Here is a 16581-nt window from a genome sequence, read left to right on the forward strand (position 1 = left end):
GAAATTTCAAAAAGTGCTGAGCTTGCTGAAAAAACTTTTTCGGCAAGCTCTATAATGTGGCATATTCCAAGCATATGGAGCTGATGGCATTGGCAAAAGAAAAGACCCAGGAGCAGGAGCTGGAGGGGAAGGACGCCCTGAAGGTGGACCTCTACTTCTGGTTACAGGCCCTGGTGATGGTGCTGGTGGCCTTAATCCTCATCTTCACCTTTGTGGGGCGCATCATCGGCGTGGTGGGCTCCTCCATGTACCCCACCCTCCACGACGGGGACCTGCTGCTGTTACAGAGCATCGGTTATACCCCCAAGCAGGGAGACGTAGTGGTGCTCACCAAGGAATTTGACGCCTCCGAGGGCCCCATCGTCAAGCGGGTCATCGCCACCGGCGGTCAGCACGTGGTCATCGACTACGACGCGGGCACCGTTACCGTGGACGGCGAGGTGCTGGACGAGCCCTATATCAATCCGGAGGAGGTCATGCGCCAGCCCGGCGGGGAGACCCTCACCGACGTGGTGGTGCCCGAGGGCTCCATCTTCGTCATGGGCGACAACCGCAACCACTCCTCCGACAGCCGGGACGTGACCCTGGGCACGGTGGATGAGCGGTATGTGCTGGGCCGGGCCCTGTGGGTGATTCTGCCCTTCCAGAATTTCGGGCCCATCGCCCACGGCTCCGAGGCATAAATGCAGAAAAAGGGCCTGTTGCAAAATAGCTGTTTTGCACAAGCCTGTCATTGCGAGCCAGTGCGCACACTGGCGTGGCAATCCGTTTCCTCGGCAAAAGGGGCGGATTCCCACGAAAAACGGCCGCCCACCGGGCGGCCGTTTTTCTCGGAATGACGGGTCTTTGTACGAGCTGCGCATTTTGCAACAGGCCCTTTTTGCATCTGTCAGAACAGCCAGAACAGCAGCTCCTCCGACAGAGTCATGCCCACCTTGCGCTGGAGGGCCAGGGAGGGGTCGTTGTCGGCCCACACCTGCCCGTAGGGGTATATCCCTCGCTCCAGACAGGAGGCGGTCATGGCCAGCAACAGGGCCTCCCCGATGCCCCGGCGGCGATACTGGGGCAGCACCTCCAGCATCCCCATGGACCCCTCGATGTGGGTGGCGATAAACCCGGCGGGCTGCCCGTCCACAAAGGCCCCCAGCATCCCCCGGTCGATGGCATCCTCCATGTAGGAAACTCCGCCGAAGGAGTGGCTGTAGTGCTCCTCCGTCCACACCGCCCAGCTGCGGTCCAGCCACCGGAGCTCTCCGTCAAAAGAGGGGACTACCGGCGGCTGGGGGGACAGCCAGGCCGACTGGCGGCAGATCTGTTCGGTCTGAAAGCCGAAGTGGGCGGCCAGCTTGTCTTTGTACCACATCTGATGGCCGGTGAGGATGACACACCCATCCAGCATGGGGAGCATCTCATCCAGGGCGGCGGGGGTTTCCGCGTCCAGGAACCACACCTCGCTGGGGGGATCGTAGAGCAGCACCCCGTCGGGTCCTGCCCGGCGGATCTGGGCGGTTCCCCGGCGGAGCACCTCCAGCATATCGATGTACAAAAGCCGGTTGCCCGTCAGCCGGGCCAGGGCGGTCTCTTTCTGTGTCATGCCTTTCCTCCTCGGTACAGGGGCAGGGAGATGATGAAGCTGGTCAGCTTGCCGTTGCTCTCGCAGCGGATGGAGCCGCCGTGGAGCTCCACGATCTCCTTGGCGATGGCCAGACCCAGCCCAGCCCCGCCGGTGCGGGTGGAGCGGGCGGCGTCCAGCCGGTAGAATTTCTCAAAGATGTTGGCCAGCTCCCCCTCGGGGATCTCCAGCCCTTCGTCCTGAATGGTGATTTCTGTGTAGGAGCCCATGGCCTTGGCCACCACATCCACCGTGCCCCCGGGGATGGAGTAGCTCACCGCGTTGCGCAGCACGTTGTCGAATACCCGGGCCAGCTTGTCCGGGTCCCCCCGCACCACCAGATGGGGTTGGATGTCGGCCACGCAGGTGAGGTTCTTTTCGGCAAAGAGGGGGTAGAACTCGTCGGCCAGCTGCTCCAGCAGCATGGACAGCTGGATGGGCACCTTCTCCCCCGCTCCGCTGTCCAGATCCATTTTGGTGATGTCGAAGAACTCCCCCAGCAGCTCTTCCAGCCGCAGGGCCTTGTCCAGGGCAATGCCGGTAAACTTGGCCCGCTGCTCCGGGGCCAGGCCGGGGTCGTCGTGGAGCAGGGTCAGATAGCCTACCACGGATGTAAGGGGGGTCTTGAGGTCGTGGGCCAGAAAGGCCACCAGATCCCCCCTGCGCTGCTCCGCCTCCTGGGCGGCCCGCTCCCGGGCGGCCAGCTGGCGGCGGATGGCGTTCAGGTCGTCCTGGATGGGGGAGAGCTCCCGGGGCAGAACCACCGGGTCCTCCCGCTCCTCCACCAGGCGGCGGGTGGCCGCCCGGATATCCTCCAGCCAGCGGGTAAACCGGCCCATGGCCAGATAGAAGGCGATGAGCATGAGCACCATGATGCAGACGGTGAGGATCTCCTGCTTGTTGTCCCGGATCAGGATCTGATAGAGGTGGGCGGCATCCTCCGGGCTTTGGCCGAAGAGGGTCTGGGCCGCCCACAGGAAGAACCGGGCGAAGGGGTCCTGAAGCACCCCGTCCACCACCACCTCCAGCAGGAAGATGCCGGCGGCTCCGGCAATGAGGGTGCCCACAATGACCACCAGCAGCATTTTCAGTTTGAGACGGGTGTATTTCCCCTTCACGCGGGCCCCTCCTTTTCCTGGGCGTGGCGGCGGGCGGCGGAGCGCTTGGCGAACCGGCCCACCGACCAGGCGCCGCCCAGCAGCAGCACCTCCAGGAAGGAGGCGAACCGCCACAGCACCATACCTACTGCCAGATGTTCCCCGAAGATGGGGCCCATGAACAGGTAGAAGCTGCCCTCCGCGCCGCCGGCATTGCCAGGCAGCATGATGATGCGGGAGAGCACCATCACCAGACACTGTACCATCACCAGCTCCCAAAAGGAGAAGCCGGTGAGTCCCAGCCCCCGATAGAGGAAGAAGGGGATGGAGAACAGGGCGGTAAGCTCCACGAACATCCCGGCGTACAGCCAGACCAGCAGCCGTTTGTTGCCCTGGAAGGCCCCCAGCTGCTGGCAGAATTCCTCCACCTTGTTCATGCCCTTGTCCACCATGCCCTCCTTGGCCATCACCTTCCAGTGCCGGGACAGGAAGGTGAGGATGCCTCGGATGAGCCGCTGGATGGGGGCGGGACGGAGGGCGGTAAAGACCGCCAGGCCGCACAGGAAGAGGTAGAGGGCGATGAGCACTCCGGCGCCGGCTACGGCGGCACCCAGGCTGGCCTTTCGCCAGATCAGCTCATAGGCCAGGGCGGCCACGGCATAGCCGGTGTACACCATGGTGTTGGCCACCGCCTTCCAGGTGTAGATGGAGGCGGTGTAGGTGGCGGACATCCCGGCGTCGTACATCAGCTTGAGCTGGACGGGGGCTCCGGCGGGGCCCAGCTTGTAGTAAAATTCCCCGATATAGGCCGCGTCAAAGCAGCCGGTCAGCTTCATGGGGCAGCCGGCGGCCTTGCCCATGCCGTAGAACAGGATGGCGTCCACGCTCTCGCTGAAGGGGATGCACAGGGCGGCCAGCAGCAGCCAGCCGGGCTGTACCTGGGCCACCAGGGTCCGCAGATCCATGGTGTGCTTTACATGGATGATGAGAGCAATGAGAATGATACCGCCGATGCTCAGGCCCGCAATGGAGAAGATACGGTTGAACAGGGCGGCTTTGCTGTGCTTTTTCGTAGTTTTCACTCCATTCTAATACGCCCGGCGCAGAGTGCCGCCGCAGGCGCAGCGGTAGCGCTCCGGGTGGGCCACCAGGGGGGAGCGGCGGGCGCGGGGGAACTGCCGGCCGCACTTGGTACACACCACCAGATGGCGGATGGGACGGATATCCTCCACCCCCAGCTGGTCACAGGTGCCGGTGCGGGAGATGGTATAGCCGTAGGCGGCGTTCATCTGCCCGGCGTAGGCCTTCCACCGGACGCCGTGGTCCCGGCAGCCGGGGCAGGTGTGGAGCACCTCGTGGGCCAGGGTCTGGAGGCAGGCCTCCTCCGGGGCTTCCAGCAGCCGCTGGGCCAGCTCAATGCGGTAAGTGCCGTCGGCCTGCCGGATGCAGCAGCCGAACCGGGTCACCGCCCGGCGGTTGAGGCGTACCTGGGGGAGGATATGGGGAGAGACCGGGATGCCCAGGGCTTTGGCCTGGGCGACCACCCGGGCCAGCAATGTATCTGCGTCGTGCATGGAACAGCCCTCTCTCTGGAAGAATCAGAATTGTGGCTTATATTGTACCACCAATGGAGGCAAAAGTCACCACCGGCGCTCCGGCCAGGCCCATCTTATGATTTTATTACATTTTTTCCGCCGGCTTGACGAAAATACGGCCGGACCGGTATAATCGTGACAAAAGGAGGGATGGCTATGGAGGCCAACATTCTGGTGGTGGACGACGAGCCCGAGATCGCCGATCTGGTGGAGGTCTATTTGCAGAGCGAGGGCTGCACCGTCTACAAGTGCAACACCGGCACACAGGCCCTGGCGGTGGTGAACAGCCGGTCGGTGGACCTGGCCATCCTGGACGTGATGCTCCCCGACATCAGCGGCTTTACCTTGTGCGGGGAGATCCGCAAGGACCACCATTTCCCGGTGCTCATGCTCACCGCCAAGGCGGAGGATATGGATAAGATCACCGGACTCACCATCGGGGCGGACGACTACATCACCAAGCCCTTCAACCCCCTGGAGCTGATGGCCCGGGTGAAGGCCCAGCTGCGCCGCTACACCCGCTACAACGAGGCCGACAAGGGGGACAGCAAGGACATTCTGGACTTCAACGGCCTGGTCATCAACCGGGCCACCCACGAGTGTACCCTGTACGACAAGGAACTCAACCTTACCCCCATCGAGTTCGACATCCTGTGGATGCTGGCGGAAAACCGGGGGCAGGTCATCTCGGCCGAGCGGCTCTTTGAGAGCGTGTGGGGGGAGAAGTACCTGGACCGGAACAACACCGTTATGGTCCACATCCGCCGCCTGCGGGAGAAGATGGGGGAGCCCTCCCGCAACCCCAGATTCATTAAAACGGTATGGGGCGTGGGATACAAGATTGACTGAATCCTCCGTCCCCTCGGAGAGCGGAGGGGGGCCCGCGGGGGGAACTGGTTCCCGCCCGCGAGCGCGGCTTGGCGCTCTGCGCCGGACTTCCCGCAGGAAGTCCCCGCGCTTGTGTAGGCTACAAGATCGACTAAAACCCCCGTCTGAAATTTTTTGAAAAAATGCGAAAAAGCTGTTGACAAAATGGGACACTTCGGATATACTATCTCTTGCCCTGTTCGTCCGGGTGCAAATGGCGGCATAGCTCAGGTGGCTAGAGCATACGGTTCATACCCGTAGTGTCCCCGGTTCAAATCCAGGTGCCGCTACCAGACCCAAAAGACGGCACGTGCCGTCTTTTGGGGTCCCTTTTCCGAGCGTTCGGCCCGCTTGGGCAACATGGCCCGTTGGTCAAGTGGTTAAGACACCGCCCTTTCACGGCGGTAACACGAGTTCGAGTCTCGTACGGGTCACCAATATGGAGGCGTAGCTCAGCCGGTAGAGCACTTGCTTCACACGCAAGGGGTCACAGATTCGAGTTCTGTCGTCTCCACCAACAAAAAAGACATCCGTTTGGATGTCTTTTTTGTTTTGTTTGCAGAAGTCCGTCCGCTTGACAAAGCGGGGATGCTCATGCTATAAAAATAATATCATATGACTGACGGATAATGTGGAGCCTACCACATGGAGTATGATAGTAAAAAGCCGACCGTCTGGGCGAGAGAAGCCCGGACTGCCGGCTTTTCTTCATGCAAAAAGGAGGTATGGTTCCCTATGACACAGGGGAGGGTCCACTCCCTGGAATCCATGGGGCTGGTGGACGGCCCCGGCATCCGCACGGTGGTCTTTCTGCAGGGCTGCGCCCTGCGCTGCCGCTACTGCCACAACCCGGACACCTGGGCTGTGGACGGCCCGGCGGACGCGGTCACGCCCCGGCAGCTGGTGGAGCGGCTGGTCCGCTTCAAGCCCTACTACGGCAGCACCGGCGGGGTCACCTTCTCCGGCGGGGAGCCCTTGCTCCAGCCGGAGTTCCTGGCCCAATGCCTGGCGCTGTGCCATGAGGCGGGCATCCACACCTGCCTGGACACGGCGGGGTGCGGCCTGGGGGAGTACGAGGCCATCCTGGCCCACACCGACCTGATCCTGCTGGACGTGAAGCACTACACCCCGGAAGGCTGGCGGCAGGTCACCGGCGGCTCCATGGCGGCCTTTGACCGCTTCCTGGAGCAGGCCCAGCAGGCTGCCGTCCCCCTCTGGGTCCGCCATGTGGTGGTGCCCGGCCTCACCGACGGGGAGCCCCACCTTGCCGGGCTGGAGGCCTATCTGAAGGGGCTGAAGCACATCCAGCGGGTGGAGCTGCTGCCCTACCACACCCTGGGAGTCCACAAGTACGCGTCCCTGGGTTTGCCCTATCCTTTGGAGGGGGTGCCTCCTATGGACGGGGCGGCCCTGGAGCACTGGAATGAACGCCTGAACCGCACCTGCGTTCAGGTCTGAGAAAAGGAGTCGTCATATGAGCATTGATGTAAATTGCACCGCCTGGCAGGGGTTTCGCACCGGCGAGTGGCGGCATTTGGTGAACGTCCGTAATTTTATCCAGAAGAATTACACTCCGTATTCGGGAAATGGGGATTTCCTGGCCCCTGTTTCCACAAAAACGGCGGCAGTGTGGAAAAAAGCCGAGGCCCTCATCATCGAAGAGGTGAAGAAGGGCATCATCGATGTGGAGACAAACGCCGTCTCCGGCATTGATAACTTCGCCCCCGGCTACATCGATCAGGAGAACGAGGTCATCGTGGGCCTCCAGACCGACGCCCCCCTTAAACGCATCGTCAACCCCTTCGGCGGCATCCGCAACGCCACCTCCGCCCTGGAGCAGTACGGCTACCAGCTCAACCCGGAGATCGAGCGCCACTTCCGCCTCTACCGCAAGACCCACAACGAGGGTGTGTTTGACGCCTACCCCAAGCGCACCCGCCTGGCCCGAACGGCGGGCCTGCTCACCGGCCTGCCCGACGCCTACGGCCGGGGCCGCATCGTGGGCGACTACCGCCGGGTGCCCCTGTACGGCACCGACTTCCTCATTGAGGAGAAGAAAAAGGACCTGGACATGATCGACGGCCCCATGACCGATGAGCGCATCCGCCTGCGGGAGGAGGTCCAGATGCAGATCCGTGCCCTGGAGCAAATGGCCTCCATGGCCGCCAGGTATGGCTGCGACATCACCCGCCCGGCGGAGAACGCCCATGAGGCGGTACAGAACCTGTATATGGCCTACCTGGCGGGCATCAAGGAGAACAACGGCGCCGCCACCTCTCTGGGCCGGGTGTCCACCTTCCTGGATATCTACATCCAGCGGGACCTGGATAACGGCGTGCTGGACGAGCAGGGGGCCCAGGAGCTTATCGACCAGTTCGTCATCAAGCTGCGGCTGGTGCGCCACCTGCGTACCCCGGAGTATAACGAGCTCTTCGGCGGCGACCCCACCTGGGTCACCGAGTCCATCGGCGGCATGGGAGTGGACGGCCGCACCCTGGTGACCCGCAACTCCTTCCGGATGCTCCACACCCTCACCAACCTGGGCACCGCCCCCGAGCCCAACCTGACGGTGCTGTGGAGCCCCCATCTGCCCCAGGGCTTCAAGGACTACTGCGCTAAAATGAGCATCGACACCGACTCCATCCAGTATGAGAGCGACGAGCTCATGCGGCCCATGTACGGCGATGACTACTGTATTGCCTGCTGCGTCTCCGCTATGGCGGTGGGTAAGCAGATGCAGTTCTTCGGGGCCCGGGCCAACCTGTCCAAGAGCCTGCTGTATGCCATCAACGGCGGCGTGGACGAGAAGAAGGGCATCAAAGTGGTGCCCGACATTCAGCTGGACACCGACGAGGTGTTGGACTACCCCAAGGTGCTGGGCAACTACAAAAAGGTGCTGTCCTACGTGGCGGAGCTCTATGTGGACACCATCAACATCATCCACTATATGCACGACAAATACGCCTACGAGAGCAGCCAGATGGCCCTCCACGATACCCTGGTGGAGCGGCTGGCCGCCTTCGGCGTGGCGGGCCTGTCCATTGCAGCCGACTCCCTGTCGGCCATCAAGTTCGCCAAGGTGCGCCCCATCCGCAATGAGAAGGGCATCGCCGTGGACTTCGCAGTGGAGGGAGACTTCCCCAAGTACGGCAACGACGACGACCGGGTGGACGACATCGCCGTGGAGCTGGTGTCCTACTTCTCCGCCGAGCTGAAAAAGCACCCCCTGTACCGGAATGCCATCCACACCCTGTCCGCCCTCACCATCACATCCAACGTGATGTACGGCAAAAAGACGGGTGCCACCCCCGACGGCCGGAAGGCGGGGGAGCCCTTTGCCCCCGGCGCCAACCCTATGCACGGCCGGGACAAGAGCGGCGCTCTGGCCTCCCTCAACTCGGTGGCCAAGATCCCCTACCGGGCGGTGTGCCAGGACGGCGTGTCCAACACCTTCTCCATCGTGCCCTCCGCCCTGGGCAAGAGCCAGGGGGAGCGGGTGGACAACCTGGTGCATATTCTGGACGGCTATTTCCTCCAGGGAGCCCACCACCTGAACGTCAACGTCATGAACCGGCAGCTGCTAGTGGACGCCATGGAGCATCCCGAACAGTACCCCACCCTCACCATCCGGGTGTCGGGCTACGCGGTGAACTTCTCCCGCCTGAGCCGGGAGCAGCAGCTGGAGGTTATCAAGCGCACCTTCCACGAACAGATGTAAAAAGACCGTAAAAAAACCGCCCTGCTTCGGCAGGGCGGTTTTTCGTTCATTAGAAGTACTTCTTGATGCCTTCGGTGGCCAGAGACTCGTCAGCGCTGATGGTGACGGTGAACTTGATGTTGTTCTTCTCGGAGAAGCTGTTCAGCCAATCCAGGAACTCCTCAACCGCGTGGTCGGTGACGTCGGCGGTCACAATTTTGGTCAGGCTGTCGATGAACACGTGGGTAATATCGTAGTTGCCGGCATAGAGGCCGCTGATGAAGCCCTTCATAAAGTCGAAGTTGCAGACATCAAAGTGGCTGGCCTCAACCAGGCGAATCTTATAGTGAATGTCATAGGTCAGCTTGGGGCCGCGCTCAATGCAAACGACGTTGCCATTCTCGCTGTGAACAGCGGAGTTAATGAGCTCGATCATCTGCTTGGTCTTACCGGTGCCCTTGACCCCCATGATCACTCTCACCATAATTATCACTCCTTCTTAGTCCGCCGGGACCACCCCGGCCTGGTGCATTTATGTTACCATTTTTACCGTGGGATTGCAACTGATTTGCTGAAGTTCACAAAAAATTCCCACAGGCCACCCCTGGGTGACCGTCAGGTTTACTGTTAGCCCAGCCGGGCCTCCAGCTCCGCCTTTTTATCTTCGTAACCAGGCTTACCCAGCAGGGCGTACATATTGTTCTTATAGGCCGCCCCACGGAACTACAGTTCCGTGGGGACCCCAAAGATTTGATCTGCTCGGGCGGAATAAATCCGCCCGGCATCAAGGTTTTGCCTGCGGCAAAACGCTTGTTGTGGAGGCCTTACAGTCTGGCTTCCAACTCAGCTTTTTTATCTTCGTAGCCGGGTTTACCCAGCAGGGCGTACATATTATTCTTGTAGGCCTCCACGCCGGGCTGGTCGAAGGGGTTGATCTCCAGCAGGTAGCCGGACAGGCCGCAGACGTACTCAAAGTAGTAGATCAGCGCGCCCACGCTCTTGGCGCAGCGGCCGGGAGCGGTGACCATCAGATTGGGCACGCCGCCGTCCACATGGGCCAGCAGGGTGCCCCGCATGGCTTGCTCAGCCACGAAGGACAGGTCCTTGCCCGCCAGGAAGTTGAGCCCGTCCACGTTATCGGGGTCGTGGGGGATGGTGATGGCGGGGCCGTTGCTGTGCTCAAAGCGCACCACGGTCTCCAGCATGAGGCGCTCGCCCTGCTGGATGTACTGACCCATGGAGTGCAGGTCGGCGGTGAACTCCACGCTGGCGGGGAACAGGCCCTTGCCGTCCTTGCCCTCGCTCTCGCCGTAGAGCTGCTTCCACCACTCGCCGAAGAAGCGGTAGGAGGGCTCATAGCCCACCAGGATATCCACCTTCTTGCCGGCGGTGTACAGGGCGTGGCGGGCGGCAGCGTGCTGCCAGGCGGGGTTGGCCTCGCCGGGCACAGCCAGGGTCTCCATCTCCTCCCGGGCGCCCTCCATCAGGGCAGCAATGTCCACACCGGCGCAGGCGATGGGCAGCAGGCCCACGGCGGTGAGCACGCTGTAGCGGCCGCCGATGGCGTCGGGCACCACGAACTCCTCATAGCCCTCGGCGTCGGCCAGACCCTTCAGGGCGCCCTTGTGGGCGTCGGTGGTGGCGTAGATGCGCTTGCGGGCCTCCTCCTTGCCGTACTTCTCCTCCAGCAGATTCTTGAAGATACGGAAGGCCACGGCGGGCTCGGTGGTGGTGCCAGACTTGGAGATCACGTTGATGGACCAGTCCTTATCCTTGATGAGGTCCATCACCTCCAGCATGGCGTCGGTGGACAGGCCGTTGCCGGCGAAGTAGATGGCGGGGCCGTCCTTGTGGGTCAGGTTGAAGTTGGGAGAGTTGACCAGCTCCACCACGGCCCGGGCGCCCAGATAGGAGCCGCCGATGCCGATGACCACCAGGGCCTGGGAGGTAGCGCGGATGCGCTCCGCCGCCGCCTGGATGCGGGCAAACTCTTCTTTATCATAGTCCCGGGGCAGGTGGACCCAGCCGGTAAAGCCGCCGCCGGCACCGCTGCCGGTCTCCAGCTTCTGACGGGCGCTCTCCAGCGCCTCCAGACGGCTGGTGAGCCAAGTGTCGGGCAGGAAAGAACGGGCGTTGGAGGTGTCGATTTGAATCATGGTGACGTCACTCCTTTTATGTTTCACAAAGCCAGAATCGGCTGATACCTCTATCATACACCCGGGGACCGGCTTTGACCAGAGGAAAAAGCCAATTCCCGGAAAAACCTTTAGGCCTTACGGACCCAGATGGTGTTGTCGTTCATGGTGGTGGCCTCGCCCCAGTCGGACAGGCGGTCGTGGGTCAGGCAGTTGACGGTGTTCTCGCCGGGATAGACGCCCTCGGCCACCACCGTCATGGGAGCCACCGCCCGGTCCAGAGCCAGGGTGCAGGTCATCTCGCCCAGCTTGTTATAGCACACCACCTGCTCCCCCTGGACCAGGCCCAGACGGGCGGCGTCCTCGCTGTTCATACGCACCGTCATTTCCCCCCGCAGGTCCCGCAGGGTGGAGGACTCATTGAAGGAGGAGTTGAGGGTGTGGACCGCCGGGGCGCAGATCAGGTGGAAGGGGTCGGAGCCGCCGTGGGGCGGGAACCAGCCGATGATAGGATCGTCCAGATGGACCTTGCCATCCTCGGTCTGAATGGGCAGGGGGAAGGGGGATTCCAGCACCACCGGCTCCCCGGCAAGTACCTTGTCCTTCTCCTCCCGGGAGAGGGCCCAGCTGTCCTCCACCATCTGGCGGCACAGCTCCTCCGCGGTGCGGCCCTGGAAGGGATCGTCCAGACCCATGGCGGCGGAGAGCAGGGTAAATACCTCAAAGTTGCTCTTGACCTCACCGGGGGCGGGAACCACCGCCGGGGCGTACTGGATCTGCCGGTACCCGTAGGGGGTGTACAGGTCGGTCTGTTCCACCATGTAGGGGGCGGGCAGGATGATGTCGGCGTATTTGGCGGTGTCGGTCATGTACCGCTCATGGACCACGGTAAACAGGTCCTCCCGGGCCAGGCCCCGGCGGACGGCGTTCTGGTCGGAGGTCACTGTGGCCGGGTTGGCGTGGTAGACGTACAGGCTGTGGATGGGGGTGGAGAGTCCCTTGCCCTCCAGGGCCCGGCCCAGCTGGTTGATGTTGATCATCTGGGTGTTCGGCCCGGCCAGGTCGGGACGCTTGACGGTGGACTTGTCCACCAGATCGGGGGAGGAGCACACGCCATAGGTGCCGCCGCCCTTCTTGGCCCAGGCGCCCACAGCAGCGGGCAGGGCGGTAATGGCCCGGGTGGCCTCGCCGCCGTTGCCCGAGCGGGAGAAGCCGCTGCCCAGCACGATGCAGGGGGCCTTGGCTCTGCCGTAGGCCCGGGCCAGGTCCCGGATCACATCGGGGGCCTGACCGATGAGACACTGGGTCTCCTCCGGGTCCCACACATCCAGAGTAGCCCGAAACTCCTCCCAACCAGCGGCGTGCTCAGCCAGCCATGCCTCGTCGGTGAGTCCCTCCTGGTCCAGCACCTGGAGCATGGACAGGGCCAGGGCGCCGTCGCTGCCCGGCTGGATCAGGATGGTCTGGTCGGCCAGCTCGGCGGAAGCGTTTTCGTATACATCAATAAGGATGATTTTGGCCCCGTTGGCCTTGGCCTTCCGCAGGATGGGGGCCAGGTGGGCCCGGGTAGCGGGGATATTGGTGGACCACAGCAGGATCAGATCACTGTGCTCCACATCCCAGGGGGCCAGGTCGCAGGAGCCCCCCATGACCTTCTGCCAGCCGGTGGACTTGGCGGTGCTGCACAGGGTGCGCTTGAGGCGGCTGGCGCCCAGGGCGTGGAAGAAGCCCTCTCCGCAGTTGCGGTGGACCACGCCCATGGTGCCGGCGTAGGAGTAGGGCAGAATGGTCTCCGCTCCGTACTGGGCGATCAGGTCCTTCCAGCGGGATGTGATCTCTCCGATGGCCTGGTCCCAGGAGATGGGCTCAAACTCCCCGGTCCCCTTGGCGCCGGTGCGGCGGAGGGGAGTGAGGATACGCTCAGGGCTGTTGATGGCCTCCGGCAGATTGCGCATCTTGGCGCACACCCAGCCGTCGGTGAAGGGGTTGGCCGGATCACCGGTGATGGAGGTGACGGTATTGCCCTCGGTCTCTACCAGCAGAGAGCAGCCCTCAGGGCAATCATAGGGACAGGCAGAACGACAAGTGGACATGATGATAACCTCCTTTTGAAAAAGGCCGCCCGTGGGCGGCCTTTTGCGAGCAAAACAGGAATCATTTGCGTAGGGGCCGACGCCCACATCGGCCCGGTACCTTAGTTTTTGAGGCTCTGCATGGGAGCGGGGATACGGCCGCCCCGGGCCACAAAGGCCTCAGCGCTCTCGGAGTGGACGGGCATAACGGGGGCGGAGCCCAGCAGGCCGCCGAACTCCACGGTGTCGCCCACCACCTTGCCGGGGGCGGGGATAATGCGGACGGCGGTGGTCTTGGAGTTGACCATGCCGATGGCGGCCTCGTCGGCGATGATGGCGGAGATGGTGGCGGCGGAGGTGTCGCCGGGGACCGCGATCATGTCCAGACCCACGGAGCACACGCAGGTCATGGCCTCCAGCTTGTCCAGGTGGAGGGTGCCGGCACGGGCGGCGGCGATCATACCCTCGTCCTCACTGACGGGGATGAAGGCGCCGGACAGGCCGCCCACATGGGAGGAGGCCATGACGCCGCCTTTCTTCACCGCGTCGTTCAGAAGGGCCAGGGCGGCGGTGGTGCCGTGGGTGCCGCAGGTCTCCAGACCCATCTCCTCCAGGATGCGGGCTACCGAGTCGCCGATGGCGGGGGTGGGGGCCAGGGACAGGTCCACAATGCCGAAGGGCACCCCCAGACGGCGGCTGGCCTCCTGGGCCACCAGCTGACCCATACGGGTCACCCGGAAGGCGGTCTTTTTGATGGTCTCGGCCACCACGTCAAAGGGCTGACCCTTCACGTCCTTCAGTGCGTGGTGCACCACGCCGGGGCCGGACACGCCCACGTTGATGATGCAGTCGGGCTCGCCCACACCGTGGAAGGCGCCGGCCATGAAGGGGTTGTCCTCCACGGCGTTGCAGAACACCACCAGCTTGGCGCAGCCGAAGCCCCCCTTGTCGGCGGTGAGCTCGGCGCACTCCTTGATGGTGCGGCCCATGACGCCCACGGCGTTCATGTTGATGCCCGCCTTGGTGGAGCCTACGTTGACGCTGGCGCACACCAGATCGGTGCGGGCCAGAGCCTCAGGGATGGCGGCGATGAGCTTCCGGTCGGCCTTGGTGGCACCCTTCTGCACCAGGGCGGAGAAGCCGCCGATGAAGTTGACGCCCACCGCCTTGGCGGCGCTGTCCAGGGCCACGGCAAAGGGCACGTAGCTGTTGGTCTCGGAGGCGCCGGCCACCAGGGCCATAGGAGTCACCGAAATGCGCTTGTTGACAATGGGAATACCGAACTCCCGCTCAATGGCCTCGCCGGTGGCCACCAGATGCTCGGCCTGGCGGGTGATCTTGTCGTAGATTTTGCGGCAGGCCGCGTTGGGATCGGAGTCGGCGCAGTCCAGCAGGGAGATGCCCATGGTGATGGTACGCACATCCAGATGCTGCTGGTCGATCATGTGGATGGTGTCAAAAATTTCGTTGGTATTGATCATAACGCTTTACCCTCAAATTCTGTGCATGGCGTTGAAGATGTCCTCCCGCTGGGCACGGATGGACAGGTCACGGTCCTTGCCCTCCTGCTCCATCAGGGCGGCCAGATCGGCAAAGGGCATATCGCAGTTGCCGGCGTCCACCAGCATGACCATGGTGAAGTAGTCCTGGAGGATGGTCTGGCTGATATCCAGAATATTGACGTTGTGCTGGGCCAGCAGGGCGCAAACGGCGGACATGATGCCCACACGGTCCTTGCCCAGAACGGTGACAATGGCTCTCATACTTGATAACTCCTTTATTTCTTCTGTCTCTATGAAAACGGCGCCGGTCATTCCCGGCCCATCTCATCCAAAGTCATGCCGAAGGCGGGGAGGAAATGCTCCAGAAAGTAGTCCACCTCGGGCAGGTTATAGCCTTTCAGCGCATCCAGCGTCTGACGAGCAGCCTGCTGGAACTCGCTGTTGCCCGCCTTCAGCTCCTCCAGGCACTTGATGTGGGCGGACAGCTTGTCCGCGGCCTTCACCAGAGCCTTGGTATCCGGGTCATAGTCCTCCCGCAGCAGGGGGGAGAAGGCGGGGCGCAGCTGCTCCGGCAGCATGGCCAGCAGCTTGCCGGCGGAAAACTCCTCCACCTTTTTGTAGGCATCCCGGATCTCCGGGTCGTAGTACTTGATGGGGGTGGGCAGATCGCCGGTGAGGATCTCAGGGGCGTCGTGGTACAGGGCGGCCATGGCGGCCAGCCCGGGATCGGCCTCTCTCCCGAACACATCCCGCCGGATCACCGCCAGGGCGTGGGCGAGCACCGCCACCATGTGGGAGTGCTCCTGAATATTCTCCTGGAAGGTATTGCGCATGAGCCCCCAGCGGTTGATATACCGCATCCGGGACAAATAGGCAAAAAAAGGATGTTGATCCACAAAAAATGCCTCCCATCCGTCGAAACAAGTTATTTTACCATAAAAGTGGGGCGGTGTAAACGGCAGGCGGTTAAACTTCCTGTCCCAAAACAGGAACAAGGGCCGGAAAAAATGAACAGGAAAAATGATGCAAAATTTCCCGTTACAGGGCGAGTTGTGCTATACTGGTATCACATAGAGCCGCACTGTCGATTTGGTGCGGATGCAGGAGAAGGAGGAACACACATGGCTAGCAGGAAACGACGGTTTGTGAGCATTTTGGCAGCCCTGGCGCTGTTGCTGGGCTTGCTGCCCGCTGCCTCTGCCTCGGCGGAGGACGGCGGCTCCTACAGTTCTTCGATTCAGTGGAGTTTCAGCGGGGATACGCTGAAGCTCACCGGTACCGGGCCCATGCTGTACGGTACCACCACACCGTGGGACAAGTATAAGTCGGACATCCGCCGGGTGGAGGTGGGCTATGGCATCACCACCCTGTGCAACAATGCCTTTGCCGGCTGTACCAGACTGACGGATGTGGAACTGCCCGGCTCTCTCCAGAACATCGGCGACAACGCCTTTGCCGACTGTACAGCCCTGACCTCCATCGAATTTCCCAAATCCCTGGAGTTGATCGGCAATGGGGCCTTCCGCAGCAGCGGCCTGACCTCGGTGGAGTTCCCCGGCTCGGTGGACTTCCTCTATAGCGAGGCCTTTGCCTACTGCGACGGACTGACGGAGGTGGTGCTGCCAGACACCATCCATACGGTCAACGCCCAGGTGTTTTACGGCTGCGCCAACCTGACCACCGTTGATCTGCCCGCCATCTCGGTGATGGGGGAGTATGTCTTTGGGGAATGCCCCAAGCTGAAAACCGTGTACTGGCCGGAGTATATGAGCGCCAGCTACAACTATTTTAACGGCTGCAACCCTCTGACGGTCTACTATGAGGGCAGCCGTGAGGAGTGGGAAGGCATCGCCCAATGGAAGGGACAGCTGGTGCCCGCGGGGTCCACCATCTACTACGGCAGCGGAGGCTCGGGCACCGAGACCCCCACTCCGGCGCCCACGGTGACGCCCAAGCCTACGGTGACACCGACGCCTACCCCCACGCCCACACCCACCCCTACCC

Annotated in this window: 15 protein-coding genes, 3 tRNA genes and 1 riboswitch; of the genes, 8 read left to right on the forward strand and 10 right to left on the reverse strand. The window is 62.5% G+C overall.

The window, feature by feature from the left end:
* Positions 1-56 precede the first annotated feature (56 nt).
* A complete protein-coding gene (gene lepB, locus B5G40_RS14140; protein ID WP_343212820.1) occupies positions 57-683 on the forward strand; it encodes a signal peptidase I in 627 nt (208 codons plus the stop codon).
* 206 nt (positions 684-889) lie between these two features.
* Here the strand turns inward: lepB and B5G40_RS14145 are convergent, their stop codons facing one another.
* The 4 genes from B5G40_RS14145 to B5G40_RS14160 are packed head-to-tail and all read right to left on the reverse strand — an operon-like array spanning position 890 to position 4283.
* Entirely contained in the window at positions 890-1594 is a 705-nt protein-coding gene (locus B5G40_RS14145; RefSeq protein WP_087330231.1) for a GNAT family N-acetyltransferase, read from the reverse strand.
* On the reverse strand, positions 1591-2730 hold the full coding sequence (locus tag B5G40_RS14150) for a sensor histidine kinase (RefSeq protein ID WP_242959449.1): 1140 nt from the start codon (positions 2728-2730) through the stop codon (positions 1591-1593). The genes B5G40_RS14145 and B5G40_RS14150 overlap by 4 nt, the downstream gene beginning before the upstream one ends.
* Positions 2727-3791, reverse strand: a complete 1065-nt coding sequence (locus B5G40_RS14155) for a lysylphosphatidylglycerol synthase transmembrane domain-containing protein (RefSeq protein WP_087400179.1) — start codon at positions 3789-3791, stop codon at positions 2727-2729. The genes B5G40_RS14150 and B5G40_RS14155 overlap by 4 nt, the downstream gene beginning before the upstream one ends.
* Before the next feature lie 6 nt (positions 3792-3797).
* Positions 3798-4283: a SprT-like domain-containing protein gene (locus B5G40_RS14160; RefSeq protein ID WP_087270753.1), complete on the reverse strand. Its 486-nt coding sequence runs from the start codon at positions 4281-4283 to the stop codon at positions 3798-3800.
* Positions 4284-4460: 177 nt separating this feature from the next.
* On the opposite strand from B5G40_RS14160, the gene vanR reads away from it, so the two are divergent.
* The 6 genes from vanR (at position 4461) to pflB (ending at position 8889) form a co-directional block, all read left to right on the forward strand.
* Positions 4461-5153 carry a VanR-ABDEGLN family response regulator transcription factor gene (gene vanR, locus B5G40_RS14165; RefSeq protein WP_087188464.1) on the forward strand — a complete coding sequence of 231 codons (693 nt, stop codon included), beginning with the start codon at positions 4461-4463 and terminating at the stop codon, positions 5151-5153.
* Between the two features lie 234 nt (positions 5154-5387).
* A tRNA-Met gene (locus B5G40_RS14170) sits at positions 5388-5464 on the forward strand.
* Positions 5465-5533: 69 nt separating this feature from the next.
* Positions 5534-5608, forward strand: a tRNA-Glu gene (locus tag B5G40_RS14175).
* A 4-nt stretch (positions 5609-5612) separates the two neighbouring features.
* Positions 5613-5688, forward strand: a tRNA-Val gene (locus B5G40_RS14180).
* Between the two features lie 88 nt (positions 5689-5776).
* Positions 5777-5858: riboswitch (ZMP/ZTP riboswitch) on the forward strand.
* 48 nt (positions 5859-5906) lie between these two features.
* Positions 5907-6629, forward strand: a complete 723-nt coding sequence (pflA, locus tag B5G40_RS14185) for a pyruvate formate-lyase-activating protein (protein WP_087400181.1) — start codon at positions 5907-5909, stop codon at positions 6627-6629.
* Positions 6630-6645: 16 nt separating this feature from the next.
* The gene (gene pflB, locus B5G40_RS14190) at positions 6646-8889 is read left to right on the forward strand and encodes a formate C-acetyltransferase (RefSeq protein WP_087400183.1); all 2244 of its coding nucleotides are present in this window, start codon (positions 6646-6648) and stop codon (positions 8887-8889) included.
* A gap of 49 nt (positions 8890-8938) precedes the next feature.
* On the opposite strand, the gene B5G40_RS14195 is transcribed toward pflB, so the two are convergent.
* From B5G40_RS14195 to yfbR, 6 genes are all read right to left on the reverse strand, one after another.
* On the reverse strand, positions 8939-9352 hold the full coding sequence (locus B5G40_RS14195) for a hypothetical protein (RefSeq protein WP_087188461.1): 414 nt from the start codon (positions 9350-9352) through the stop codon (positions 8939-8941).
* 340 nt (positions 9353-9692) lie between these two features.
* Complete coding sequence (locus tag B5G40_RS14205; protein WP_087400185.1) at positions 9693-11024, reverse strand: glucose-6-phosphate isomerase; 1332 nt, start codon at positions 11022-11024, stop codon at positions 9693-9695.
* 110 nt (positions 11025-11134) lie between these two features.
* Positions 11135-13096 carry a molybdopterin-containing oxidoreductase family protein gene (locus tag B5G40_RS14210; protein ID WP_087400187.1) on the reverse strand — a complete coding sequence of 654 codons (1962 nt, stop codon included), beginning with the start codon at positions 13094-13096 and terminating at the stop codon, positions 11135-11137.
* A 101-nt stretch (positions 13097-13197) separates the two neighbouring features.
* Positions 13198-14556, reverse strand: coding sequence for a PFL family protein (locus tag B5G40_RS14215; RefSeq protein WP_087270773.1), 1359 nt, complete (start codon positions 14554-14556; stop codon positions 13198-13200).
* A gap of 12 nt (positions 14557-14568) precedes the next feature.
* Positions 14569-14838 (reverse strand): ACT domain-containing protein, encoded by a 270-nt coding sequence (locus B5G40_RS14220; RefSeq protein ID WP_087188457.1) that lies wholly within the window; start codon positions 14836-14838, stop codon positions 14569-14571.
* 47 nt (positions 14839-14885) lie between these two features.
* Positions 14886-15473, reverse strand: coding sequence for a 5'-deoxynucleotidase (yfbR, locus tag B5G40_RS14225; protein ID WP_087188456.1), 588 nt, complete (start codon positions 15471-15473; stop codon positions 14886-14888).
* A gap of 225 nt (positions 15474-15698) precedes the next feature.
* On the opposite strand from yfbR, the gene B5G40_RS14230 reads away from it, so the two are divergent.
* On the forward strand, positions 15699-16581 hold an 883-nt coding region (locus tag B5G40_RS14230; protein WP_158099550.1), incomplete at its 3' end, for a leucine-rich repeat domain-containing protein.

Source organism: Flavonifractor sp. An9 (assembly GCF_002161245.1).
GTDB classification, from domain to species: domain Bacteria; phylum Bacillota; class Clostridia; order Oscillospirales; family Oscillospiraceae; genus Flavonifractor; species Flavonifractor avicola.